Source organism: Aeromonas sp. QDB17 (assembly GCF_027705305.1).
Lineage (GTDB): Bacteria > Pseudomonadota > Gammaproteobacteria > Enterobacterales > Aeromonadaceae > Aeromonas > Aeromonas caviae.
Window position 1 is genome coordinate 1 of sequence record NZ_JAPDBP010000035.1, and the last position, 21,755, is coordinate 21,755.

Genomic DNA, 21,755 nt, shown 5'->3' on the forward strand with positions numbered 1-21,755 from the left:
GAGGCGATCACCTGGTTGAGCTGCTGCCGGTGCCTGGTGAGTTGGCCACCTGGTCGAGCTGCCGCCTGTAATAGGGGAGGGACTTGTCTCACCGCATCGAGGCGATCACCTGGTTGAGCTGCTGCCGGTGCCTGGTGCGTTGGCCACCTGGTCGAGCTGCCGCCTGTAATAGGGGAGGGACTTGTCTCACCGCATCGAGGCGATCACCTGGTTGAGCTGCTGCCGGTGCCTGGTGAGTTGGCCACCTGGTCGAGCTGCCGCCTGTAATAGGGGTTGTACGCCGGAATCCCAGAAATTTCCGTCAGCCCAGCTCCAGTCCCGCCACGAGCGCATCCAGGTCGATGAACTTGCCGTCAGTCTGGAAGGTGTAATGCCCGTTCAGCAGGATGTGCCGCCAGGCCGCTGGCGACATCTGCGTGATCAACGCCAGCGCCTTGGCATTGCCAGCTGCCTCGTACTTCGTCAGCAGCAGGGACAGGATCGCCGAGTTGTAGAAGATGATCGCGTTGCCGATCAGCCTGGCGCACTGGTTGCTGATCTCGATTTCGATGTCGGTGCGGCCGGTCAATTCCTTCTTCCCACCGACTTGGGCGATGGTCGAGCGTAGCTGGTGATAGGACTCAATGCGGTTCTGCGAGCGGTGAACATTACGCTCCAGTTGCGGGTCGCGCAGGTAGCGCAGTGTGTAGATACTGCGGATGAGCTTGTCGAACTCGAAGATTGCGCGCCGCGTCGGGTTCGGCGCCGTATAGGTGCACAGCTTGCGGATCAGCGTGCCCTGCGTCATTTCCTTCAGGCCCAGTGTGGCGACGATTCGGTCGATGTTCGCCTTCTCACCGACGATGAGTTGCCGGTCGATCTGGCCAGCCGGCCGGATCAGGCATTTCTCGTACAATGCCAGATCATCGGCGCAATACAGCTCCTGCAACTGGTCGTCGAGGTCGGTGAAGCGCGGCTCGAAACGAAGTCCGAACCAGTGCAGGATGGCGAAGTTGGCCTTGTTGATGCTGTGCATGTCGCCGGTGATCGCGCTCGGCACGATGTCCGACGTGTTGCGGTACCAGATGTCGAACACGTGGTGAGCCTCGTACTCGTGTGCGCCTATCAGGTAGCCGTTCAACGGCACGTGATTGCACAGCAGCGTGTAGGCGACGACGCCCTTGCCGCGGCCGAAATATTTGCGCGAGTAGCGCGCCTTCACAGTTGGTCGCTCGACGCCGAATTTCTGCCCATCAACGGCACCGTACAACGAATCGAGGTCGAACGAGTAATGCGGGAAGATCGGCAGTGCGGCGATGGCGTTGCTGATGCAATCGTTGGCCACATGTAGCGTCGCCTGGCGCAGGTACTGCTGGTAGGTACTCTCCAGGACGTGGTACGGGATGTCGCTGGTACGTGCCATAACCTGGTTGCCGTGGTTCATGGCTTGGGCAATGATCACCGCCATCAGACTGTCGGCGTCGGCTACCTTCTTCGCATAGCGTGGCTGCAATGGTGTCAGCGCCGACAGGAACTGGCACTGGCCGTTGACGAAGCGAAACACGTCGGCGACATCGCAGCATGGCAGTTGCTCGTAGAGAGCTTGCTCGCGCGCCTTCTGGTTCTCCCCCTTGGGCTTGCGCCAGGTCAGTCTCTGCGTGTCCTTGTCGTATTCCAGGTGCGTCAGCTTGCCCTGTTTCAGCTCGCGATTGAACGCCACCCATTGCGCACGCAACTCGGTCGCCAGTGCATCGAGCTGGGCACTGACCGGCTGCCGCAGGAAGGGGATGTCCATCTGCGCGAGCACGGCGGCTTTCTCGTCCATCGAAACCAACTCGTCGGACAAATGCCGGTGCTGCAAGCTATCGTCAATGTAGAGCTCGCCCGCCTGGAAGCGTTTCCTGACCTGACGGTAAAGCCAGAATTCGTAACGATCGGCATGCAGGCCTGTCGGCGTGCCTTCGGCATCGAACATCAGCAGGTACGGACGCAAGCGTTTCGGCAGCGTTGCCGCCGGACATTCGTCGAGTGGCCGTTGTGATAGGCGCTGCTGCTTGGCGAACACGCTCTTGGCCCAAGTCAGCGCCGCGAGCCATGGGTTATCGGGGGCCGTGCCGGCGAAGTCGAGCGCGACGTACAGCGGCCGTAGATGGCGTCGAATGCGTTCGGCCAGGCCGTCCACCGCCTGCCAGTGCAGCGCCAGTTTGTTCAGTGGCTTGACGCTCATGCGCTGCGCCGTGTTTTGCAGCAATTCCCTGGACATGATTTTGTAGGCGCGTTGGCGCACCTCGCCGAACGGCGTCGGATCGGCCACGCTGTCGTCCACGTACAGCGACAGCAGGCGGCCAACCTGCGGCGTTTCCTGATGGCGTCGCAGCTGTTCGGCGACAAAGGACTGTTTCGCACCCGTGCGGCTCTCGTCCTCAAGTTTTTTCATGTGGAAGGCCATCGCGTCGACCAGGTTGTCGGTGAGCTGCCGGTAACGTACCCAGGCATAGCACAGCAGGTAGAGCCGGGTCTGCTCCGCCTTCAGGTGGCGCAGGTCATGGACGGTATAGAAGTTCGCCAGGCTCGCGTAGTACAGCAGGTTCTGCTGCGAGATGCCGAGCTTGGGCAGCAGCGCCTTGGCGATCCCGTGCAAGGACTTCAGCGTGGCGCGCTTCTCGCGCTCCCCTGCCATCTGACGCCAGCCAAAATCTTTAGCGTCCTGCTTGAGCGCTGCCAGTTGAGACAGGGTGTCGTCACGCACCAGGAGCTGGCCCAGCGCAGCTTTGGCCGATTCGTCCAACACTTCTGCCAGCAAGCCGCCCAAGCGCCTGCGTTCGGTGGACAGGGCTTCACTGACCAGCTCTTGTAAGGTGGTGTGGCCGGGCCGGATGATTTTGTGCTCGCTGAGCCAAACGATCAGTTCGGCGGCCACGAATCCTGGCATTACGTCGCGCCGCACGATCTGTTCAGCCTGCTGTGCCAGTTGCGGCAGGAAGCTAGCCGCCCACGACCGGTAGCCGAACAGTTCGGCGATCTGACCCCTCTGGCTGTAGTGCTCATGCTTGGTGATCGCCTTGCGTTCGAACGCTTCGCCGTGGAAATAGCGACTCAGCACGAAGGCGCAATCGTCCTCGACCTCATGCCAATCGAAGCGGAAGAAAGCATGCTTGGCCTTGAAGTAGCCGATCTGCAAGACGCAATAGACTTGGGCCTGCAGGCTAGGCCGGCTGCTGGCGAACGCCAGTTCAGATTCGGTCAACGCCAGGTATTCCAGCCGCTGAGCATCGTCGAAGTCCGGTAGGCCGTACAAGGCTTCCTGCTCTGCGTCAGAAAAGACGGTGAGTAGCTTATTCTTGTTGCTCATCGACCGTCCTTCCCGCACCACGCCAACCTGCTCGCGTCAATGTTTCGATCAACGTAGTGCGCTTGACATTGAAGTTGCGGCACACCGCCGCCTTAGACATGCCGCCATCGAGCGCGGCGACGATGGCGTCCAGCTTCTCACCAGTGATCGCCTGCGGCCGGCCGCCGATCCGGCCGCGTTTGCGTGCGGCGGCCAAGCCCGCGACGACGCGCTCCTGAATCAAGGCGCGCTCGTACTGCGCGAGCGCACCGAACACCTGGAACAGGAATTCGCCCGAGGGCGTCGTAGTGTCCAGGTTCTCTGTCAGCGAGCGGAACGCCACCCGCTTGTCCTTGAGCGAAGTCACAATGGCGAGCAGGTGCGACAGCGAGCGACCGAGCCGGTCGAGTTTCCACACCACCAGCACATCGCCGGCTCGAACGAACTCAAGCGCCCGCGCCAAGCCGGCACGGTCATCCTTCGCGCCAGAGGCACGATCCTCAAACAGGTGACGCGGATCGACGCCGGCGGCGAGCAGCGCGTCGCGCTGCAAGTCCGTGCTCTGGCGGTCGGAGTCCGACGACACGCGCATGTAGCCAACCAACATAGGCGGATAACCATCAAAAACAGGTTTCCGCATAATAGTGAATAGCGATAGAGTTTTCCGTACATTTTTGAGGGGGTGTTGCACAGGTAGCACAGCGGCGGCTGACAGCCTGTCGCAAAACAAATGTTTTACGACACCTCCTTGAGGTTGCCGCGTTTACATCATTACCTGAACAGGTATAAAATTCCGTCATGACAAACAAAGAAAAACCGCTCGAATGGATCGCGAGCAGCCACAAGGATTTGATGGCGTTGCCGTCCGACGTGCGTCGCCGTTTCGGTTACGCGCTCTCGTTGGCGCAGATAGGCGATCAGGATGACGCAGCAAAGGAGCTCAAGGGGTTCGGTGGTGCCGGCGTGCTGAAGGTCGTCGAAGACGATGCCGGCGGCACCTATCGAGCGGTATACACGGTCAAGTTTGCGGAAGCGGTGTTCGTCCTGCACTGCTTCCAGAAGAAGAGCAAGAGCGGAATCGCCACGCCAAAGGCCGACATGGACATCATCCGCGCTCGGCTGAAGGTGGCCGAGGTATTGGCACAGGAGCTATGAAATGCAAAAACGAATCATTGAAGGCGTCGAGGTTCAGCGCAGCTCGGGCAACGTCTTTGCCGACCTTGGACTGCCTGACGCTGAAAAGCTCAAGATCAAGACCGGCCTGGTGGTCGAGATCAGGAGGGCCATGCGCGCCCTTGGGCTGACTCAACAAGCGGCGGCCAAACGCATGGGCATCCCGCAACCGAAGGTGTCGGGCATGATGCGCGGCGACTTCACCAATCTATCCGAACGCAAGCTGATGGATTGTCTGAATCGCCTCGGCTACGACATCGAAATCAAGGTACGGCCAGCAGCCGAGCCGATCGGGCATCTAACGCTCGCAACCGCTTAATCGGAGCTCTCCTGATGGCAGCCCGCATCACCGACGACGAATGGGACGAACTGACTCCCGAGAATTTCGATACCACGGCACTGCTGCGTGCAGTCGATGCCGTGGACGTGCTGCGCGGCGATTTGAATGACAGCGCAGACGGCGCACCTCCGCAACTGCGCACCGACCTGTTGAAGCTGCATCAACTGGCAATGGCCGCGTTCAACGAGGGATCACGCAGCCGAGTGGCTGAGCTATTTGATCTCGCCGTGGATCTTCAGGATCAGGTTGATCATCTGATGACCTCGCTGGAACAAGTGCAAGAAACCCTGTCCCGGTTGACGGCGCTCTACCCAGAAAGCCTGTCCTGAATGTTCTTGGAGACAACCACATCATGAGCCGCAGCCGCCGCAAAACGCCCATCGTTGGGCACACGACCTGCCGTAGCGAGCGCGAGGACAAGAAACTCTGGCATCAGCGCTGGCGAACCCACGAGCGCACCGCGCTGGCCAGCGCGTCGCCGGAAGCTCTATGCGCCCATCTGCCTCTACTGGAAAACCAGGTCAGCAACGTCTGGTCGATGGGTAAGGATGGCCGCTCCTACTGGCCCATCAAGCGCCAGGCCGCCACGGCGGATCGCATTGCCAACCACAAGGGACGCAATCCGCAAGAGCGCGCCTCCCTGAAAAAGCGTCTGCTGCGCAAGTGGATGAGCAAATGAACCTGTCCACCATCGAGGCGCTGGCTATCGCTTGGGCGCGAATCGCTGAAGAAGCAGAACTCCCAGCCGGCTACGAGGGCACGGCGACGCCAGAGGCGCATCGGGCCTGCGAGGTGATCCAGGAGCGGATTCGAGAGCACGTCGTCGCCACCAATGACATGCGGCTGTTCGGCCTGCTGCACCTGCTTGGGCAGGCGTCGCTGCGCATGGAGCAAGCGCTGTGGCCGGAAGAATATGCGCGGATGACCCGCGAGGTCGAGGAAGCTCTCCGAGAGGCCGACGACCCCAACGCCAAGTCGTACACCCACGAAGAAGTCATGCAGGCGATGCAGGAACGCATCGACCGAGCGCGAGACAAAGCCATGTTGATCGGCTGACGGAAATTTCGGCGGTTCCGGCTGATCCAAGAATCTTGGCGTGACCTTACCTCCGCTCTACCGCTGGGTGCCAGCCTCGGCGCACGCCTAACCACCCAACTCAGAAAGGAAAATAAGTTGGTAAAACGCATTCCCGTATCCGAGCTTCGTCTCGGCATGTACATCCACAAGCTCGCCGGCTCTTGGTTTCGACACCCATTCTGGCGCGGCAGCTTCCTGCTGACCGAGCCTCAGGATCTCTCTGCCATTCGAGAATGTGGCGTCGGGGAGGTCTGGGTCGACTTGGCCAAAAGCCAAGTCGACCCAGAGAGCCCAGAGAGCCCAGAGAGCCCAGAGCCCAGAGCCCAGAGCCCAGAGCCCAGAGCCCAGAGCCCAGAGAATTGTCGGAGGAGCAATCTCTGCCGTCTAGTCCACTAAGCAAGAAAAGTGACGGCGCAACCTCAATGGAGAGCGAAATGTGTTATGCACGGAAACTCTGTCTTGCGGCCAAGTCCCAAGTCATGGACATGTTCCAGGAAGCCCGGCTTGGCAAGGCCGTCGACCCAAGCACGACGTTGCCGCTGGTCGGAGAAATCGCTGCCTCGGTGCTGCGCCAACCTCATGCCCTCATCAGCGTCGCACGCATCAAAACGCACGACGATTACACCTACCTGCACTCGGTTGCCGTCTGCGCCCTGATGCTATCGCTGGCCCGGCATCTCGATCTAGACGAGGAGCAAACGCGCCTGGCTGGCATCGGCGGACTGATGCACGACCTAGGCAAGGCCGCGATGCCGCTGGAAGTGCTTAACAAACCAGGCAAGCTCACCGATGCCGAGTTCGCCATCATGAAGCGCCACCCTGTGGAGGGCGCAAAGATGCTGCGCGCAGGCGGGGCCGAGCCCGGGGTGGTGGACATTGCCCTGCACCATCACGAGAAGATCGACGGAACCGGCTACCCGGATCGCTTGGCCGGTGACGCCATTTCACTCCTGGCCCGCATGGGCGCAATCTGCGACGTCTATGATGCCGTGACGTCGGAGCGAGCCTACAAAAAGCCGTGGGACCCGTCCGCGGCGATGCGGCAGATGGCCAAGTGGGAGGGCCATTTCGACAAACGCATCTTCCACGCCTTCGTCAAGGCCGTGGGCATCTACCCCGTCGGCTCCTTGGTTCGCCTGTCCTCTCAGCGTCTGGCCGTTGTCGTTGAGCCGGGAATGGAATCACTGCTGACTCCCAAGGTTCGCGTGTTCTTCTCGCTACGCTCGAGAGAGCCGATCCCGATGCAGACCATCGACCTGGCGGCCACGAGTTGCAAGGACAGTATCACTGGCCCCGAAGACCCGACGCTCTGGAACTTCAAGAACCTCGACGACTTGTGGATGGAATAGCCCCCACAAAACGACGGCCCCGTGAGGGAGCCGTTGAACATCGTCGAGCGATGCCCGTCCAGGGAGGGATGGCCGAGCTCGATTCTCCAGAAGGTAGCTGGTGACACGAGTGTTGAGCCCACCCAACTAGGGTGACGGAAATTTCTGGGGTTCCGGCTTACATCCCCATCTACGTAACCTGGTCGAGCAGGAAGGCACTGCGCCCGCCACGAAAAAGACCTTCAAGGACTACGAGCCGGGCTTTGTGCACATCGACATCAAGTACCTGCCGCAGATGCCCGACGAGACGGCAAGGCGCTATCTCTTCGTTGCCATCGACCGTGCTACGCGCTGGGTCTTCATCGAGCTCTATGCCGACCAGACCGATGGCAGCAGTGGCGACTTCCTCAACAAAGTCCAGCAAGCCTGTCCCGTCAAGATCGTCAAGCTTCTGACCGACAACGGCAGCCAGTTCACCGACCGCTTCACGGCTGGCGGCAAGAAGAAGGAACCCAGCGGCACACACGTGTTCGACCGCCTGTGCAAGCAGCTCGGCATCGAGCACCGGCTCATCCCGCCTCGTCATCCGCAGACCAACGGCATGGTGGAGCGCTTCAACGGTCGTATCAGCGACATCGTCAACCAGACCCGTTTTGGTTCAGCTGCCGAACTGGAATCGACGCTGCGCAATTACGTCAAGATCTACAACCACAGCATTCCGCAACGCGCGCTCCAACACAAAACACCCGTTCAGGCGCTCAAGGAATGGCATGAAAAACGCCCTGAATTGTTCAGGAAACGCGTGTATAACCAGCCGGGTCTTGACATATAGGTTAATGTCATGATAATAATGGTTTCTTAGACGTCAGGTGGCACTTTTCGGGGAAATGTGCGCGGAACCCCTATTTGTTTATTTTTCTAAATACATTCAAATATGTATCCGCTCATGAGACAATAACCCTGATAAATGCTTCAATAATATTGAAAAATGACTTGGTTGAGTACTCACCAGTCACAGAAAAGCATCTTACGGATGGCATGACAGTAAGAGAATTATGCAGTGCTGCCATAACCATGAGTGATAACACTGCGGCCAACTTACTTCTGACAACGATCGGAGGACCGAAGGAGCTAACCGCTTTTTTGCACAACATGGGGGATCATGTAACTCGCCTTGATCGTTGGGAACCGGAGCTGAATGAAGCCATACCAAACGACGAGCGTGACACCACGATGCCTGCAGCAATGGCAACAACGTTGCGCAAACTATTAACTGGCGAACTACTTACTCTAGCTTCCCGGCAACAATTAATAGACTGGATGGAGGCGGATAAAGTTACAGGACCACTTCTGCGCTCGGCCCTTCCGGCTGGCTGGTTTATTGCTGATAAATCTGGAGCCGGTGAGCGTGGGTCTCGCGGTATCATTGCAGCACTGGGGCCAGATGGTAAGCCCTCCCGTATCGTAGTTATCTACACGACGGGGAGTCAGGCAACTATGGATGAACGAAATAGACAGATCGCTGAGATAGGTGCCTCACTGATTAAGCATTGGTAACTGTCAGACCAAGTTTACTCATATATACTTTAGATTGATTTAAAACTTCATTTTTAATTTAAAAGGATCTAGGTGAAGATCCTTTTTGATAATCTCATGACCAAAATCCCTTAACGTGAGTTTTCGTTCCACTGAGCGTCAGACCCCTAATCCCAGCTGTAGCGGCCTGATTACATCCGGCCGCTACACCTAGCTCCACCTTCAAACAAGGAATATCGTTGATGTCACTGTATCGCCGTCTAGTTCTGCTGTCTTGTCTCTCATGGCCGCTGGCTGGCTTTTCTGCCACCGCGCTGACCAACCTCGTCGCGGAACCATTCGCTAAACTCGAACAGGACTTTGGCGGCTCCATCGGTGTGTACGCGATGGATACCGGCTCAGGCGCAACTGTAAGTTACCGCGCTGAGGAGCGCTTCCCACTGTGCAGCTCATTCAAGGGCTTTCTTGCTGCCGCTGTGCTGGCTCGCAGCCAGCAGCAGGCCGGCTTGCTGGACACACCCATCCGTTACGGCAAAAATGCGCTGGTTCCGTGGTCACCCATCTCGGAAAAATATCTGACAACAGGCATGACGGTGGCGGAGCTGTCCGCGGCCGCCGTGCAATACAGTGATAACGCCGCCGCCAATTTGTTGCTGAAGGAGTTGGGCGGCCCGGCCGGGCTGACGGCCTTCATGCGCTCTATCGGCGATACCACGTTCCGTCTGGACCGCTGGGAGCTGGAGCTGAACTCCGCCATCCCAGGCGATGCGCGCGATACCTCATCGCCGCGCGCCGTGACGGAAAGCTTACAAAAACTGACACTGGGCTCTGCACTGGCTGCGCCGCAGCGGCAGCAGTTTGTTGATTGGCTAAAGGGAAACACGACCGGCAACCACCGCATCCGCGCGGCGGTGCCGGCAGACTGGGCAGTCGGAGACAAAACCGGAACCTGCGGAGTGTATGGCACGGCAAATGACTATGCCGTCGTCTGGCCCACTGGGCGCGCACCTATTGTGTTGGCCGTCTACACCCGGGCGCCTAACAAGGATGACAAGCACAGCGAGGCCGTCATCGCCGCTGCGGCTAGACTCGCGCTCGAGGGATTGGGCGTCAACGGGCAGTAAGGCTCTGAAAATCATCTATTGGCCCACCACCGCCGCCCTTGCGGGCGGCATGGATTACCAACCACTGTCACATTTAGGCTAGGAGTCTGCGCGGCAGAGCCGTGTGACCGGTTTTCTGTAGAGCACTGACGATGGCGGCGGCGCTCTCTGCAATTGGCAAGGCGTCGGCGCCAAGGATACCAATCTTGCGGCGCGCGGCGTGTTATGACGACTGGGGTGCATTTGAGCCGCCCCATTTAACCTTCGCCCTCACAGATACGCCATTCGCCTCAGATTTAGCGCCATGCAGACGAGCTTCCACTCGGCTTGCACCTTGTCCAGGCCCCTCATGCTGAACTGACGCAATCCCATCACCGCCTTGATCCAACCATTCGGAGCCTCCACGATCGACTTGCGCCGGCGGTAAGCTGCATCGCCTTGCTCCGTTTTCAATTTCGCCGCAATCGCCGCCGTATGCGGATGGGTCTTGGCATTGACCTTGGCATCTTCACGTCCCTCGCGGCCGAGGGCAACGATGACATCGCCGTGGTGATCGGCGACCTTTGCCAGAACAGCCTCACTACGGAATCCCGCATCCGCCAGCGTCTGGGCCGGCATTTCTCCGGTGTTGGCCTGAACTGCTGCCAGCATGCCCAGCAGCGCCTGACTGTCCGCGGCGCAGTTGGTCAACTCCGCCGCCACGATGATCTGGTGCTCGGCATCGACCGCTGTGTACCCGTTGTAGGGGGAACCGCAGAATTCGGAAAAAATCGTACGCTAAGCTAAGGAAGGTCTGAAAAAGCCCCCGCTCGAGAAATGCATCCCAGCAACCATGCGGGTTACAGAGCGGTGATTTCGCGAAACATGGGCTTTTTCAGAGCTTCCTTAGCGTTACGATAAAGCTAGCATGGAAACGATAGGTGCAAGCAAGTTAAGGGTTGCATCGCGCATGTCAATCTAGGCTATACCCTAACTTGATGTCAGGCAGGGCCGCGCCGCTTCGTCAGAATAGAGTCTGCTTTCCCATTTTTTGACACATGCCCGCGAAGGTTATAGATTTCAGCCTGACAGAAATGGGCTTTGAGGCACAACGGAACAGAAAGTGCACTTAAGCCGCCTTCAACCAAGGAGACATCGTGCAGGGGCACCGCATCGGCTACGTCCGGGTCAGCAGCTTTGACCAGAACCCGGAACGCCAGCTGGAACAAACCCAGGTGAGCAAGGTGTTCACCGACAAGGCATCGGGCAAGGACACCCAGCGCCCCCAGCTCGAAGCGCTGCTGAGCTTCGTCCGCGAAGGCGATACAGTGGTGGTGCACAGCATGGATCGGCTGGCCCGCAACCTCGATGACCTGCGTCGCTTGGTACAGAAGCTGACTCAGCGCGGCGTGCGCATCGAGTTCCTGAAGGAGGGCCTGGTGTTCACTGCCCTAGTTCTAACCCCCCCATGTTTTTTCGTACGTACGAAATTTTTCGGTTTTGCAGTGGCTTTTGGCCTTCGGCCAGGCTCACCAGGTCGCGGGGCTCCCTGGCTCGTCGGCTTCCCCTAACTTTGGATTGTGCAATCCAAAAGGCTGCCGCATAATGGTTATAGATTGTGCAATCCAATACACGGAGCAGGGCACTAGATGAAACCAACATTGCAGGCTTACGACGAACTACAGCGGGCATATGATCACTTTAACAACGAGCTGTTTGATGGTGTCCTGCCCGATTGCCTGATCACCCTCCAACGAGAAAAACAAACCTATGGCTATTTCAGCCCGGAGAGGTTCGTTAACTCCCAAGGAACCCGGACGGACGAAATCGCCATGAATCCGGCTTACTTCGCCGTATGCCCCCCCGAAGAAATTATGCAAACGCTTTGCCACGAAATGTGCCACCTATGGCAGCACCATTTCGGCAAGCCTGGGCGGCGTGGCTATCACAACAAGGAATGGGCCGACTTCATGGAAGCTATCGGACTAATGCCAAGCAGCACCGGCGCACCTGGTGGAGCACGAACCGGCGACAAGATGGCGGATTATGCCATTGAGGGCGGGCGCTTCTTGGAAGCATATGAAAGCCTGATGACGGATGACTATCGGATCAGTTGGATGGATCGCTTCCCCAGTCGTGAAAAGCTGATGGCAGCAATCGCCAACGGCACCACCGATGAAATGGCCGGGGATCTTTCTATCATGGGGCTGGCTGGGATCTCTGTTGAGGATGGAGAAATCACATTTGAGCCAGGGGAGCGCCCGAATAAGTCGAATCGGGAAAAATATACTTGCCCGCTCTGCCAGGCGAACATTTGGGGCAAGCCTGGCCTAAACGTCCTATGCGGAGACTGTGACACGGCTTTTGAGGCCGCTAACTGACGCGCTTCGCTTGTCGGCCCTCGGTTCGTGGTGAACAGACTTCGCTAGTTCACCACGCCCCAAGGGCTAGATTAAACGCCAAAAGTAAGGGGGCCGATTTTGGCCCCCTTGTTCGTTCTGTGACTTCAGTTGTTCCCGCCATTTGCCAGCTTGCGCCAGGCGGCTAACGTCGCCTGGTAAAAGCTGCGGCCTATTCTCGACGGCACCGCCAGCACAAGCACGGCCACCGTTGCAATAATGGCCAGCCAGGCCAACAGGGTTTGACTGTCCTTCAGCAATGGATAGGCCGCGAACAACAACAGCACTCCAACGGCAACAGCAGCGGCAAAGTAGGTTTTCGCTTTTGCCGTCATGGTCAGCCCTCGATAACAGCAACAAGCTGAACTTGGTTCAGATCAACTTCGATTTCTTCCCCGTCGTCGTCGTACTTCAGCCAGCCCAAACCATATGCAGCGCGGCGACTGGACAACAGGCGAGCCGGTCGCTCGTCATAGCGCACCTGAATGATCGGCTTCTTGATTTTGCCTTGTTGCTCGTCAGCGTTCAGCAGGGCATTAGCCGCCGCATCCGGCCCGCCCCCGCCAATCGGGGCACCGTCGATGGTCAACGGCTGTTGCTTGTCCTTATCGCCTTCACCTGGCCAGCCTGTGCCGCCTTGGTCGTCACTGTCCGGCTCCTTGTCGCCGCCTGCACCTGGCCAGCCTGCGCCGCCCTGGTCGTCACTGTCCGGCTCTTTGTCGCCGCCTGCACCTGGCCAGCCTGCGCCGCCCTGGTCGTCACTGTCCGGCTCTTTGTCGCCGCCTGCACCTGGCCAGCCTGCGCCGCCCTGGTCGTCACTGTCCGGCTCTTTGTCGCCGTCTGCACCTGGCAAGCCTGCGCCGCCCTGGTCGTCACTGTCCGGCTCCGTGCTCGGGTTCTTCAGGTCATTACAGAAGCGGCGAACGTCTGCCGTTGTCAGTTCGTCCCCATCCTCGGCAACCATGCTTTCGATGCAATAGGTTTCCACCTCGTCGGGGTAGTTCTTGAATGAACGATGCAGGATAGCCAAGGCTTGAACGGACACGCATCGGCCCGAGTCGTACAGCTCACGAATGCAATCCGGCAACTCGAAAAAGCTGATATGGTCAGACACGAACGAAGCGGGCTTACCCAGCTTTCCGGCAATCTCTGATTTCTTGTCTCCGTTGTCGATTTGACGCTGGATGAAGTGGGCCATTTCGAGGGCCGTCAGCCCCTCCCGTTGAATGTTATCGACGGCGTTATCGTACTCGTCGGCGTCAGAGTCGATAAACGCCGGGACGGTATCAAGGCCCGCTTCCTGTGCGGCCAGGTAACGCCGATAACCGGCGTTAATCATAAACTCGCCTTCAAGCTCCGGGTGAGGCTTCAGGCTAAGGGGGTTTTTCACCCCCCGTTGTTTGCCTGTTACCTTACTGACCGCCTTCATAGAGTCAGCCAGTTCGGTGATTTTTGCCGGGTCTACTCGCTGGCGACTGTTGTTAGGGTCTGGATGGATTTTGCTGATCGGTACTTCACGAATCAGCAGGTTGTTATTCTCTGGTTCCGCCGCCTCTACTGGCGCGGCACCAGGCCCGCCCATCAGGTCGGACAGGTTGAACGAATCCAGCCCGCTGAGGTCTGCCCCTTTACCACTCATTCAGCCACCCCCATTTTTTCAAAGATAATGCTAAAGGCTTCCTGGAACTCTTTAGCTGCCTCCCGTGCTGCGGTTTTCTTCAGATGCCAGACCGGCTTACCTTCAGAAAGCGCCTCGGGAATAGATGAACGGATGCCAATCTTGGCGGCAATCAGCAGGTGAGCATATTTGCTCAACAGTTGCTTGAGCGTTTCCCGTTGGGCTTCGCTGCGCGGATTGAAGCGGTTGGGGAGCATACCCAGGAAATTAAGATCCGGGTTCCACTTGTTCTTTACCCCGAAGACGGTTTTTAGCATCTTCTCGATCCCGTCGATTGAGTATTCTTCCAGCTCGATAGGGGAAAGCACGTAGTTGGCCACAATCAGGGCGGCAGTCATGCGAAGGCCCAAAGTCGGCGGGGTGTCGATGATGCAAAAATCAAACTCGCTGGCCAGCGTGGCCACCTGCTTTTTAAAGTTGGCTAGGACGGCAGGATCAGCCCGTTCCATATCAGCCATCAGGGGATCGGCCTCGATTAGGGTAATAGCGTCTCCCGCCGCCAGACTGAAAGGCTCGACGCCAAAAAGAGCACTAGCGGCCAATGCTACAGGGCTCCCGGATACGGTAAGGGTCTTCGTCGCGTTCGCTTGCGGATCAAGGTCAACAAAGACGACACGCATACCCTTTTCGCGCAACGCCATAGCCAGATGAACCGCTGTAGTGGACTTGCCAACGCCACCTTTTTGATTCGATACAGTAACAATTTTCATATGCTCAACCCTTTGGTTTATTAGCCTGTTTATATGCCTCATCCTCGATGGCCTTAACTATTGGGGCCATATCGACCGGCACACATACCGAAACACGTACCCAGCCCGCCGGAGGGGTGCCGTGCTTTTCGTGCGCTTGGCGCACCTTCCTAACCAAAGCCGCTACCGCCGAACGGCTTAGGCCGGACTCTTTCACTAAATCAACCTGCCGCCGCCCCTGCACCAGGATTGCCCTGGCGATCTCAACATTCTTGGCAGCCAAGCGGCGGGGAAGGTGTTTTAGTGCTGATTCAAATTCCTCGTTGGTCAGCGCCATGACCTTCACCCTATCACAGGCGGCCATTTTGGCCGCCGTTTAAAGATAACACTTTATCTGTTTACGTCAATAGATAGGGGTTACTCTTTGGTGTCGGCTGCGTCTTTTTTCTGTTGGCGTTTCGCTGTTGGCTTAGTCAACTTGTCGATCTCCTGGTTGGCTGCCTTCAGGCTTGCGGTGAGCGTGGCCCGTTCTTCCTTCAGCGCCTCGATGCTGCCCTGGTTGTCCTGGTTGGCCTTGGCCAGCTTGCCGATCTCCTGGTTGGCTGCCTTCAGGCTTGCGGTGAGCGTGGCCCGTTCTTCCTTCAGCGCCTCGATGCTGCCCTGATTGTCCTGGTTGGCCTTGGCCAGCTTGTCGATCTCCTGGTTGGCCGCCTTCAGGTTCGCGGTGAGCGTGGCCCGTTCTTCCTTCAGCGCCTCGATGCTGCCCTGGTTGTCCTGGTTGGCCTTGGCCAGCTTGTCGATCTCCTGGTTGGCTGCCTTCAGGTTCGCGGTGAGCGTGGCCCGTTCTTCCTTCAGCGCCTCGATGCTGCCCTGGTTGTCCTGGTTGGCTTTGGCCAGCTTGTCGATCTCCTGGTTGGCCGCCTTCAGGTTCGCGGTGAGCGTGGCATTATCAGAGGTAAACGACTCGATAGACTGGCGACAAACGGCGAGTTCCTGAGTCAGCCGCTCAACCTCTGAAGCCAAGCCGATTGCCTTCTGCTCGATAGTGATCTTTTCAGAGAGGGCGGCCCGAGTCTCGGCCTCCTTTTCGCTCACAGCAACACGACAGCGATCTAGTTCACTTTCCAGGCGGGCCACTTCGTCCAGGGCTTCATCACGCTCCTGATCTGCCATAGCCACATGCTCGGCGGCATGAGCTTTAACCGCTTCAATATCAGCAGCAGCCAATTTACTAGCCACCTGCCACAACTCGGCAGCCACACGATCAAACCCGGCTTTCAGCTCCCCCGGCAGCTCAATTACAACAATGTCCGATTGCTCTTGAGAGGCCCGCCACTCACGCATAACCGGCGAGATATGAGACAAAGAGCCGCCGCCCATGCGCTCGCGCACCTGCTCATTTGTTGGCTTTGCTACCCCTTCAGATCGAAGTGATTCAGCAGCTCGGACGATCTTTTCTTTCATTTCAGGCTTAATCATGGTCATGGCTTCGGCTCCCTGTATTGTATGTATTGTATTTTAATACAATACATACAATACATACAATACAACGGAGTGAAAAACGAACAAAAAAAACCCGGCGCAATGGCCGGGGTCGGTGACAGGGTAGCGGCTTCACCGCTCTAGATCGTCTTCATGGTTCCGGGGCTTGGGCTCTACAGCCTCGGCAATCTTCGGGGTTGGGTTATCCTTCCCGAGGGCCAGGTTATCAGCGAGTCGCGCCCTTACTGAGTCAACGAATCGCCCCCGTTCTGCATCGTCTTGAATTTTTACCTGGGCGAACTTATCCGCGACAGCGTACACGCTTGCGGCATCCTGGATCGCCTTATCGCCGGGATACTTCTTCAGAAGCTCTTGGTTTGATAGCTGCCTGAAGTCTTCGGCCTTCGCCTGTTCTGGCGTTAACTCTTGCTTTCCTGGGCGTTCAGGCGCTTCAGCTCCGCTTTTGCCCATTCCCCAGCCTGCCGCATCTCTTGCCGCAGTGATTCGATCTCTGATGGCGTCAACTGATAATGCTTTTCTGAGGTGTCCGGCTTCGCCTTGGGTGAGTTGTTCGATTCCATAGCCAAATGTAGACCTCCAATATTCATCCATTGCCTTGCCGTGCTTCTGCTCAATTGCTGCCAACATTTGAGGCTTAACAGGCATATCAACCGATCCGGGGTGAGCGGTCATTACAGCGGCCCCTAAGACCTTGCCGCCTCTGTTCTCAATGTAGCCCCTCAAGCTGGCCAGGGTGCCGCCCATCGCCAGCGTATCATCGACAATCAGATAAGGCTGGTCACGCTCGACCTCCCCGACAAAAGCCGGGTTAATGGCCAGCCGATGATCAGCATTTGAGTTTGTACGACCGACCTTTTCCGCTTGGACAATGCTGTATTCAACCTCAAGCCCTAGACGGTCAGCGAGCACATGCGCGGCCATTAACGGGATCTTGTTGTTTCCCCCTGACTCAACAGCCAGGACAGGCACAACCTTGGGTTTCTGGTCGCCTATCATGGCCTTCACTGAATCGACCGTCTCCGGTTTCATCAAACGCCTGGCAATGGCCAAGGCGGCGGCAGGGTCGCCATGTTTGGCGGCTTCGTATTCAGGTTCTTTAGAGAGATCCTTTAGATCGCCGTTCCTCACTACTGCCGGGAAGTCTCCCCAGGGAGCACGTTCGGCCTTATGTTCGGTCATGGTTTCAATCCCGGTCAGCGTCCCATATAGCCCCGAAACCTGCCAGGTGGGCCAAGATAGACCAAGCACCATAAGCAATAGGGCTAGGGTTGGTTTTGCTCACCCAACGTCTGAAGGTTCGGGTTCCCTTTCCGCTGCCCCTCTCACCAGGCAAACCAACTAGATCAGCAACATCAACACCACTGAGCGGCTTACTAAGCCCTTTTCGTTGCCTAATCAGCTCCAACACCTCTTTGATTTCATCGACTGTTGGAGCCTGCCAATCTTCAGCAAACGGCCTAAGCGTTTCAGGTCTAATCATGCAATAAATCCTCAAATAGCCCCGGACAATGCCGGGGCTTTTTCATCAATGGGAAACGGTCGCGGCGGCCTCCCGATACGCCTTCAGTTCAACCAAGAGCAAGCCAAGCTCCCGCATCTTCATGCGTGGCATATGAACGGGGCGGCGGGCCGTCAGAGCGTCGCCAATGTGTTTTGCAAGTGATACAATATCCGTATTCATCGCGTTTATCCTCAAATTGACCGGTGAAAGCCCCTGTGATTGGTTGCAGCCATACCAGGGGCACCATTTCTTTTTCTACCTATGCACCTCCTTTAAGAGCCCCGGCCATCACCGGGGCTTTCTGTTGCTAGTCTATTGCGGCCAAGATGGCCTCTTTTTCGTCATGCTCACAAGCCCAATCCCGCAAGCTGTGATACAGCCTTGAAAACCGCTCCTGGTCAGCGCCTTCCGTGTGAAATGACAGATGGCTATAGAGGTAGAGGCAAGCGGTAATCCCGGCAGCATCGGCGCTCATTTGGCCACTAAAGTAGTTCATAGCCTCGATGTTCAGCATTTCATCACGACGCCCTGGAGCCATATAAAAGCCGCCGTTCGACAGCTCCCACATAAGCCAATAAGCCCCGCGATACTCGCGGCAGAGCCCTTTCATTTGCTGGTAAAGCATCGACTCGAACACCACATAGAAGCGGCCTACATGGCGAGGCATTGCAGCCATACGGCGAGGGGTGGCGACCAGGGAGCAGATCAGGGGATTAAGTTCTGTTTGCATCATCGGAGTTCTCCGGTATTGACCGTGGCGGGTGCCCGGCCTTCTGAGATAAATAATAGGCCATTTTGGCCTATTGTGTCAAGCGGGTACAATAAAAAATAGGCCAAATCGGCCTACTTTTTTTCGCTCCAACTGAGCCACATTTTATTCAGCTCCAGGCTGCGGGCTGGCCAATCTGGCAGATTCACCGCATGGGCGCGGTAGTTGATCCGAGTATTCAGAGTGCAACGGGGAAAGGGGTTGGCCACCTTGCAGTAACGATAAAACAGACCGACGAGACGAGCACCGTAACGATCACGCTCCCAGGTCAAAACGTTGTGCATATGCTCGCGGCGTTCGCGTATCCATTCTCGATAGAGTTGGTGAAAGGTGCGGTTAGCTGTGTGGATCATCGGAGTTCTCCGGTATTGACCGTGGCGGGTGCCCGGTCTTCTTGATTAAGATTATAGGCCAAAATGGCCTACCTTGGCAATAAAAAGCGCGCTCTACGTTAAAAAAATCACGTAGTCACGGGGGATTGCTGCCAAGATTTCGCATAGCGTCGCCTGATTTCGTACGTACGAAATGGGCCACCTGGTCGAGCTGCTGCCGGTGCCTGGTGAGTTGGCCACCTGGTTGATTTCCTTCTGGCGTCCAGATCTGAACTTGGCCACCTGGTCGAGCTGCTGCCGGTGCCTGGTGAGTTGGCCACCTGGTTGATTTCCTTCTGGCGTCCAGATCTGAACTTGGCCACCTGGTCGAGCTGCTGCCGGTGCCTGGTGAGTTGGCCACCTGGTTGATTTCCTTCTGGCGTCCAGATCTGAACTTGGCTACCTGGTCGAACTGCTGCCGGTGCCTGGCAAGTTGATCTAAAGGTGGAAGATTAAGCGGGTAGTGATAGACTGAGATCCAGCATGGCTATACGCCTGCTAACCCCTCAAAAGAAAGCAGCCTCTAGGGCTGCCATCAGTTACAAAATCTCACTCACTTTGAAATAGCCATCTAAACGGCTTTACACCTAGCCGCCTGTAGCGCTGGGGCTGAGGCTTCGCCATTAGTAATAGGGGAGGGACTTGTCTCACTGTTTTGTTGAGGTGAAGGCTTGCCCAGGCGATACCATTTAGCCCGGCTCATGCCCATTGCCTCCCAGGGCTTTTGCCTGCTCAATGAGTTGGCTTCATAGGCTTCACGCTCAAGCTGGCCAGCGGCGCGGCGACGTTCTTCATCACGCAGTCTATCGCGCTCTCTGCGGCGCTTCTGAGCCTCGTCAGTGCTGATAATCGTCTTCAGTTGCTCTTGTTCTTGCTGTGAGATCTGGAATAGGTTGATCAGCGTGTCGTTTTTGGGCGTGTATAGCGGTGCAAACGACTTTCCGCCGAACTCGACACGTTCCCCAGCCTCATAGGATTTCGCCTTGCTGTAGAGCGTCATAAGCTCTTTGGAGCGGTAAGACCAACGAGTATCCAGCTCGGAGGAAAGAGCGGCGGCCTCATGGTACATCTGGGCGCTGTTTGTCGCCCCAGAGAGAAGGAGAAAGTTAAGACGCCAGAAAAGATGCCTCATTCGCTCGCCTTCGTTGATTCCGCCTCTGAGCTGGCCCAACTTGCGTAGGTCTTCCAGTCTGTCCCAGGCCAGTTGACGACCGCTGAAGGTGCGCAGGTTCCCGACCTTGCCACCATTAACGACCGTCAGCCTGGCTTGCTGCCGTTCCGCCTTTTGCTTCTCGATGTCCCAGCGAGCCACCGGCAACAGCATTTCAGCCAGATACTCGAAGTTGTAGCGAATGGGTAAGCCCCCTTCTTCCAGTACGTGAACCACACGGCACACGGCCCCGCTCTTTGAATTCACGGTATTGACCAGGCGAAGCACTCGGCTTGCATCCTTTGCCCCTGGATCAGCGCCCAGCTCGGCCAGCTTGTTGATTAGATGGGTTTGGCAAGCATTCCAGCGGGGCAGGGCTTGGCGAGGTACTGGCCTTTCCAGTAGCCATTTAGCCTGAATGCCACGCCCTGAATAGACCATGATGGATGGCTGCGGTATGCCTTCAGACTGGCAAAAGTACGTGATGGCCGCCGCCAGTTCTTCAGGCTTGCGACCTTGAGCCCAGGGCATCTTGTAGGTATCGAGATCAGCGAATAACAAACCAATCCGAAGGAGGTTCACGACTCGCCTGTTTGGCCGCATAAACTCGGCCTGTGATAGCCAGGTATCAAGACGATGATCAACAGCATTAAGGACTGTTGGCATCTGCTCAAGAGGGAAAGAGGATTGACGTTTGCCGGTTGGCCATTGCACCAGGAGCGAGAAAAAGCCCCTTGCGCTTGTGTCGTGATATGTTTCTGCCTCGTTCTGACCGAACAAGGACAACTGAGCTTGCGCCATTATTGATGCACCCCTAACTTGCCAAGGGGTACACTCCCGCTATAATAGGAGGTGCAACCCTTAGCCTTATCCAGGCTCCGGCACCTCGGTTGCCGCCAAGCTCACCGAAAGTGCCACCAAATTTAGACCCCGGTAAACCGCCCGCCAAGTTGGTTTCCGGGGTTTTCCCTTTCTATGCCGCTAACGGCCTCACCTGTCCTAGACGACTACGCAACGCCTCGTCATTCTCTGCGTCCCATAGATCCACGGCACTTTGCAGCCCTAGCCAGTATTCCGGCTCTGTTCGTGTAGCTGCTGCCAGGATAAACGCGCTATCGACTGTAACAGGCACTCGCCCGCGACATAGCTGATTAACGTGCTTTCTTGTCCATCCGGTATGGGTGGCCAAGTCTGTTTGAGTGATTCCGTACGGGGCCAAGAATTCCCTTTCAAGTATCTGGCCAGGTGTGGCCGGTCGTGATTGGTTCATGTAATAAGCCCTCATCAGAATGATGTGTTTTGAAGTGTAACCTAGTTGGTAAACTTCAACAATAGATCAGGCCCGCCCTGTAATAGGGGAGGGACTTGTCTCACAACATTGAGGCGATCACCTGGTTGAGCTGCTGCCGGTGCCTGGTGAGTTGGCCACCTGGTCGAGCTGCCGCCTGTAATAGGGGAGGGACTTGTCTCACCGCATCGAGGCGATCACCTGGTTGAGCTGCTGCCGGTGCCTGGTGCGTTGGCCACCTGGTCGAGCTGCCGCCTGTAATAGGGGAGGGACTTGTCTCACCGCATCGAGGCGATCACCTGGTTGAGCTGCTGCCGGTGCCTGGTGAGTTGGCCACCTGGTCGAGCTGCCGCCTGTAATAGGGGAGGGACTTGTCTCACCGCATCGAGGCGATCACCTGGTTGAGCTGCTGCCGGTGCCTGGTGCGTTGGCCACCTGGTCGAGCTGCCGCCTGTAATAGGGGAGGGACTTGTCTCACCGCATCGAGGCGATCACCTGGTTGAGCTGCTGCCGGTGCCTGGTGAGTTGGCCACCTGGTCGAGCTGCCGCCTGTAATAGGGG

Annotated in this window: 23 protein-coding genes and 3 pseudogenes; 12 read left to right on the forward strand and 14 right to left on the reverse strand. The window is 57.3% G+C overall.

Features of this window, described 5'->3' with window-relative positions:
- Positions 1–301: 301 nt before the first annotated feature.
- On the reverse strand, positions 302–3,331 hold the full coding sequence (locus tag OKC41_RS20045; protein WP_270672306.1) for a Tn3 family transposase: 3,030 nt from the start codon (positions 3,329–3,331) through the stop codon (positions 302–304).
- Entirely contained in the window at positions 3,315–3,917 is a 603-nt protein-coding gene (locus OKC41_RS20050; protein WP_010465829.1) for a recombinase family protein, read from the reverse strand. The genes OKC41_RS20045 and OKC41_RS20050 overlap by 17 nt, the downstream gene beginning before the upstream one ends.
- Before the next feature lie 191 nt (positions 3,918–4,108).
- On the opposite strand from OKC41_RS20050, the gene OKC41_RS20055 reads away from it, so the two are divergent.
- From OKC41_RS20055 to OKC41_RS20095, 10 genes and pseudogenes are all read left to right on the forward strand, one after another.
- The gene (locus OKC41_RS20055) at positions 4,109–4,465 is read left to right on the forward strand and encodes a type II toxin-antitoxin system RelE/ParE family toxin (protein ID WP_000182276.1); all 357 of its coding nucleotides are present in this window, start codon (positions 4,109–4,111) and stop codon (positions 4,463–4,465) included.
- Position 4,466: 1 nt separating this feature from the next.
- Entirely contained in the window at positions 4,467–4,802 is a 336-nt protein-coding gene (locus OKC41_RS20060) for a helix-turn-helix domain-containing protein (protein ID WP_001172026.1), read from the forward strand.
- A gap of 14 nt (positions 4,803–4,816) precedes the next feature.
- Positions 4,817–5,152, forward strand: coding sequence for a hypothetical protein (locus tag OKC41_RS20065; protein ID WP_000741275.1), 336 nt, complete (start codon positions 4,817–4,819; stop codon positions 5,150–5,152).
- A gap of 23 nt (positions 5,153–5,175) precedes the next feature.
- Complete coding sequence (locus OKC41_RS20070) at positions 5,176–5,502, forward strand: hypothetical protein (RefSeq protein ID WP_000091614.1); 327 nt, start codon at positions 5,176–5,178, stop codon at positions 5,500–5,502.
- On the forward strand, positions 5,499–5,879 hold the full coding sequence (locus OKC41_RS20075; RefSeq protein WP_001054412.1) for a hypothetical protein: 381 nt from the start codon (positions 5,499–5,501) through the stop codon (positions 5,877–5,879). Before OKC41_RS20070 ends, OKC41_RS20075 begins: the two co-directional genes overlap by 4 nt.
- Positions 5,880–5,996: 117 nt before the next feature.
- The gene (locus OKC41_RS21125; protein WP_072185975.1) at positions 5,997–6,296 is read left to right on the forward strand and encodes a DUF3391 domain-containing protein; all 300 of its coding nucleotides are present in this window, start codon (positions 5,997–5,999) and stop codon (positions 6,294–6,296) included.
- An 83-nt stretch (positions 6,297–6,379) separates the two neighbouring features.
- Entirely contained in the window at positions 6,380–7,249 is an 870-nt protein-coding gene (locus OKC41_RS20080; protein ID WP_223198360.1) for an HD-GYP domain-containing protein, read from the forward strand.
- A 169-nt stretch (positions 7,250–7,418) separates the two neighbouring features.
- A pseudogene (locus OKC41_RS20085) lies at positions 7,419–8,060 on the forward strand (IS481-like element ISKpn27 family transposase); the annotation flags it as partial.
- A 74-nt stretch (positions 8,061–8,134) separates the two neighbouring features.
- Positions 8,135–8,785: a class A beta-lactamase gene (gene bla, locus OKC41_RS20090; RefSeq protein WP_045286946.1), complete on the forward strand. Its 651-nt coding sequence runs from the start codon at positions 8,135–8,137 to the stop codon at positions 8,783–8,785.
- 221 nt (positions 8,786–9,006) lie between these two features.
- Positions 9,007–9,888, forward strand: coding sequence for a carbapenem-hydrolyzing class A beta-lactamase KPC-2 (locus OKC41_RS20095; RefSeq protein WP_004199234.1), 882 nt, complete (start codon positions 9,007–9,009; stop codon positions 9,886–9,888).
- Positions 9,889–10,137: 249 nt separating this feature from the next.
- Here OKC41_RS20095 and OKC41_RS20100 read toward each other — a convergent pair.
- Positions 10,138–10,611: pseudogene (locus OKC41_RS20100) on the reverse strand (transposase); the annotation flags it as partial.
- Positions 10,612–11,003: 392 nt separating this feature from the next.
- Here OKC41_RS20100 and OKC41_RS20105 point away from each other — a divergent pair.
- Both OKC41_RS20105 and OKC41_RS20110 read left to right on the forward strand, forming a co-directional pair.
- A pseudogene (locus OKC41_RS20105) lies at positions 11,004–11,294 on the forward strand (recombinase family protein); the annotation flags it as partial.
- A 201-nt stretch (positions 11,295–11,495) separates the two neighbouring features.
- Complete coding sequence (locus tag OKC41_RS20110; protein WP_011191314.1) at positions 11,496–12,227, forward strand: SprT-like domain-containing protein; 732 nt, start codon at positions 11,496–11,498, stop codon at positions 12,225–12,227.
- A gap of 125 nt (positions 12,228–12,352) precedes the next feature.
- On the opposite strand, the gene OKC41_RS20115 is transcribed toward OKC41_RS20110, so the two are convergent.
- The 11 genes from OKC41_RS20115 to OKC41_RS20170 form a co-directional block, all read right to left on the reverse strand.
- Positions 12,353–12,580 carry a hypothetical protein gene (locus OKC41_RS20115; RefSeq protein ID WP_012477884.1) on the reverse strand — a complete coding sequence of 76 codons (228 nt, stop codon included), beginning with the start codon at positions 12,578–12,580 and terminating at the stop codon, positions 12,353–12,355.
- 2 nt (positions 12,581–12,582) lie between these two features.
- The gene (locus OKC41_RS20120) at positions 12,583–13,884 is read right to left on the reverse strand and encodes a ParB/RepB/Spo0J family partition protein (RefSeq protein WP_233735902.1); all 1,302 of its coding nucleotides are present in this window, start codon (positions 13,882–13,884) and stop codon (positions 12,583–12,585) included.
- Positions 13,881–14,633 carry a ParA family protein gene (locus tag OKC41_RS20125; protein ID WP_011191311.1) on the reverse strand — a complete coding sequence of 251 codons (753 nt, stop codon included), beginning with the start codon at positions 14,631–14,633 and terminating at the stop codon, positions 13,881–13,883. The genes OKC41_RS20120 and OKC41_RS20125 overlap by 4 nt, the downstream gene beginning before the upstream one ends.
- A 4-nt stretch (positions 14,634–14,637) precedes the next feature.
- Positions 14,638–14,949: a TrfB-related DNA-binding protein gene (locus OKC41_RS20130; protein ID WP_012477883.1), complete on the reverse strand. Its 312-nt coding sequence runs from the start codon at positions 14,947–14,949 to the stop codon at positions 14,638–14,640.
- 80 nt (positions 14,950–15,029) lie between these two features.
- On the reverse strand, positions 15,030–16,097 hold the full coding sequence (locus OKC41_RS20135) for a DNA-binding protein (RefSeq protein WP_011191309.1): 1,068 nt from the start codon (positions 16,095–16,097) through the stop codon (positions 15,030–15,032).
- Positions 16,098–16,226: 129 nt separating this feature from the next.
- Complete coding sequence (locus tag OKC41_RS20140; protein ID WP_011191308.1) at positions 16,227–17,294, reverse strand: phosphoribosyltransferase; 1,068 nt, start codon at positions 17,292–17,294, stop codon at positions 16,227–16,229.
- A 346-nt stretch (positions 17,295–17,640) separates the two neighbouring features.
- On the reverse strand, positions 17,641–17,796 hold the full coding sequence (locus OKC41_RS20150; RefSeq protein WP_011191306.1) for a hypothetical protein: 156 nt from the start codon (positions 17,794–17,796) through the stop codon (positions 17,641–17,643).
- A 127-nt stretch (positions 17,797–17,923) separates the two neighbouring features.
- Positions 17,924–18,349, reverse strand: coding sequence for an antirestriction protein (locus OKC41_RS20155; protein ID WP_011191305.1), 426 nt, complete (start codon positions 18,347–18,349; stop codon positions 17,924–17,926).
- Positions 18,350–18,459: 110 nt separating this feature from the next.
- On the reverse strand, positions 18,460–18,738 hold the full coding sequence (locus OKC41_RS20160; protein WP_011191304.1) for a hypothetical protein: 279 nt from the start codon (positions 18,736–18,738) through the stop codon (positions 18,460–18,462).
- 589 nt (positions 18,739–19,327) lie between these two features.
- On the reverse strand, positions 19,328–20,707 hold the full coding sequence (locus tag OKC41_RS20165; RefSeq protein ID WP_011191303.1) for a hypothetical protein: 1,380 nt from the start codon (positions 20,705–20,707) through the stop codon (positions 19,328–19,330).
- Between the two features lie 172 nt (positions 20,708–20,879).
- Positions 20,880–21,191, reverse strand: coding sequence for a HigA family addiction module antitoxin (locus OKC41_RS20170; RefSeq protein WP_306414229.1), 312 nt, complete (start codon positions 21,189–21,191; stop codon positions 20,880–20,882).
- Between the last annotated feature and the right edge of the window lie 564 nt (positions 21,192–21,755).

Excerpts from the sequence above, each read along its gene's own strand:
- OKC41_RS20065 (WP_000741275.1), top strand. The coding sequence starts at position 4,817 with ATGGCAGCCCGCATCACCGACGACGAATGGGACGAACTGACTCCCGAG.
- OKC41_RS20060 (WP_001172026.1), top strand. The coding sequence starts at position 4,467 with ATGCAAAAACGAATCATTGAAGGCGTCGAGGTTCAGCGCAGCTCGGGC.
- OKC41_RS20170 (WP_306414229.1), bottom strand. The coding sequence starts at position 21,191 with ATGAGGGCTTATTACATGAACCAATCACGACCGGCCACACCTGGCCAG.
- OKC41_RS20125 (WP_011191311.1), bottom strand. The coding sequence starts at position 14,633 with ATGAAAATTGTTACTGTATCGAATCAAAAAGGTGGCGTTGGCAAGTCC.
- OKC41_RS20135 (WP_011191309.1), bottom strand. The coding sequence starts at position 16,097 with ATGACCATGATTAAGCCTGAAATGAAAGAAAAGATCGTCCGAGCTGCT.
- OKC41_RS20115 (WP_012477884.1), bottom strand. The coding sequence starts at position 12,580 with ATGACGGCAAAAGCGAAAACCTACTTTGCCGCTGCTGTTGCCGTTGGA.
- OKC41_RS20130 (WP_012477883.1), bottom strand. The coding sequence starts at position 14,949 with ATGGCGCTGACCAACGAGGAATTTGAATCAGCACTAAAACACCTTCCC.
- OKC41_RS20150 (WP_011191306.1), bottom strand. The coding sequence starts at position 17,796 with ATGAATACGGATATTGTATCACTTGCAAAACACATTGGCGACGCTCTG.
- OKC41_RS20155 (WP_011191305.1), bottom strand. The coding sequence starts at position 18,349 with ATGATGCAAACAGAACTTAATCCCCTGATCTGCTCCCTGGTCGCCACC.
- OKC41_RS20120 (WP_233735902.1), bottom strand. The coding sequence starts at position 13,884 with ATGAGTGGTAAAGGGGCAGACCTCAGCGGGCTGGATTCGTTCAACCTG.
- OKC41_RS20055 (WP_000182276.1), top strand. The coding sequence starts at position 4,109 with ATGACAAACAAAGAAAAACCGCTCGAATGGATCGCGAGCAGCCACAAG.
- OKC41_RS20140 (WP_011191308.1), bottom strand. The coding sequence starts at position 17,294 with ATGACCGAACATAAGGCCGAACGTGCTCCCTGGGGAGACTTCCCGGCA.
- OKC41_RS20110 (WP_011191314.1), top strand. The coding sequence starts at position 11,496 with ATGAAACCAACATTGCAGGCTTACGACGAACTACAGCGGGCATATGAT.
- OKC41_RS20160 (WP_011191304.1), bottom strand. The coding sequence starts at position 18,738 with ATGATCCACACAGCTAACCGCACCTTTCACCAACTCTATCGAGAATGG.
- OKC41_RS20075 (WP_001054412.1), top strand. The coding sequence starts at position 5,499 with ATGAACCTGTCCACCATCGAGGCGCTGGCTATCGCTTGGGCGCGAATC.
- OKC41_RS20045 (WP_270672306.1), bottom strand. The coding sequence starts at position 3,331 with ATGAGCAACAAGAATAAGCTACTCACCGTCTTTTCTGACGCAGAGCAG.
- OKC41_RS20080 (WP_223198360.1), top strand. The coding sequence starts at position 6,380 with ATGGACATGTTCCAGGAAGCCCGGCTTGGCAAGGCCGTCGACCCAAGC.
- OKC41_RS20070 (WP_000091614.1), top strand. The coding sequence starts at position 5,176 with ATGAGCCGCAGCCGCCGCAAAACGCCCATCGTTGGGCACACGACCTGC.
- OKC41_RS20165 (WP_011191303.1), bottom strand. The coding sequence starts at position 20,707 with ATGGCGCAAGCTCAGTTGTCCTTGTTCGGTCAGAACGAGGCAGAAACA.
- OKC41_RS20050 (WP_010465829.1), bottom strand. The coding sequence starts at position 3,917 with ATGTTGGTTGGCTACATGCGCGTGTCGTCGGACTCCGACCGCCAGAGC.
- OKC41_RS20095 (WP_004199234.1), top strand. The coding sequence starts at position 9,007 with ATGTCACTGTATCGCCGTCTAGTTCTGCTGTCTTGTCTCTCATGGCCG.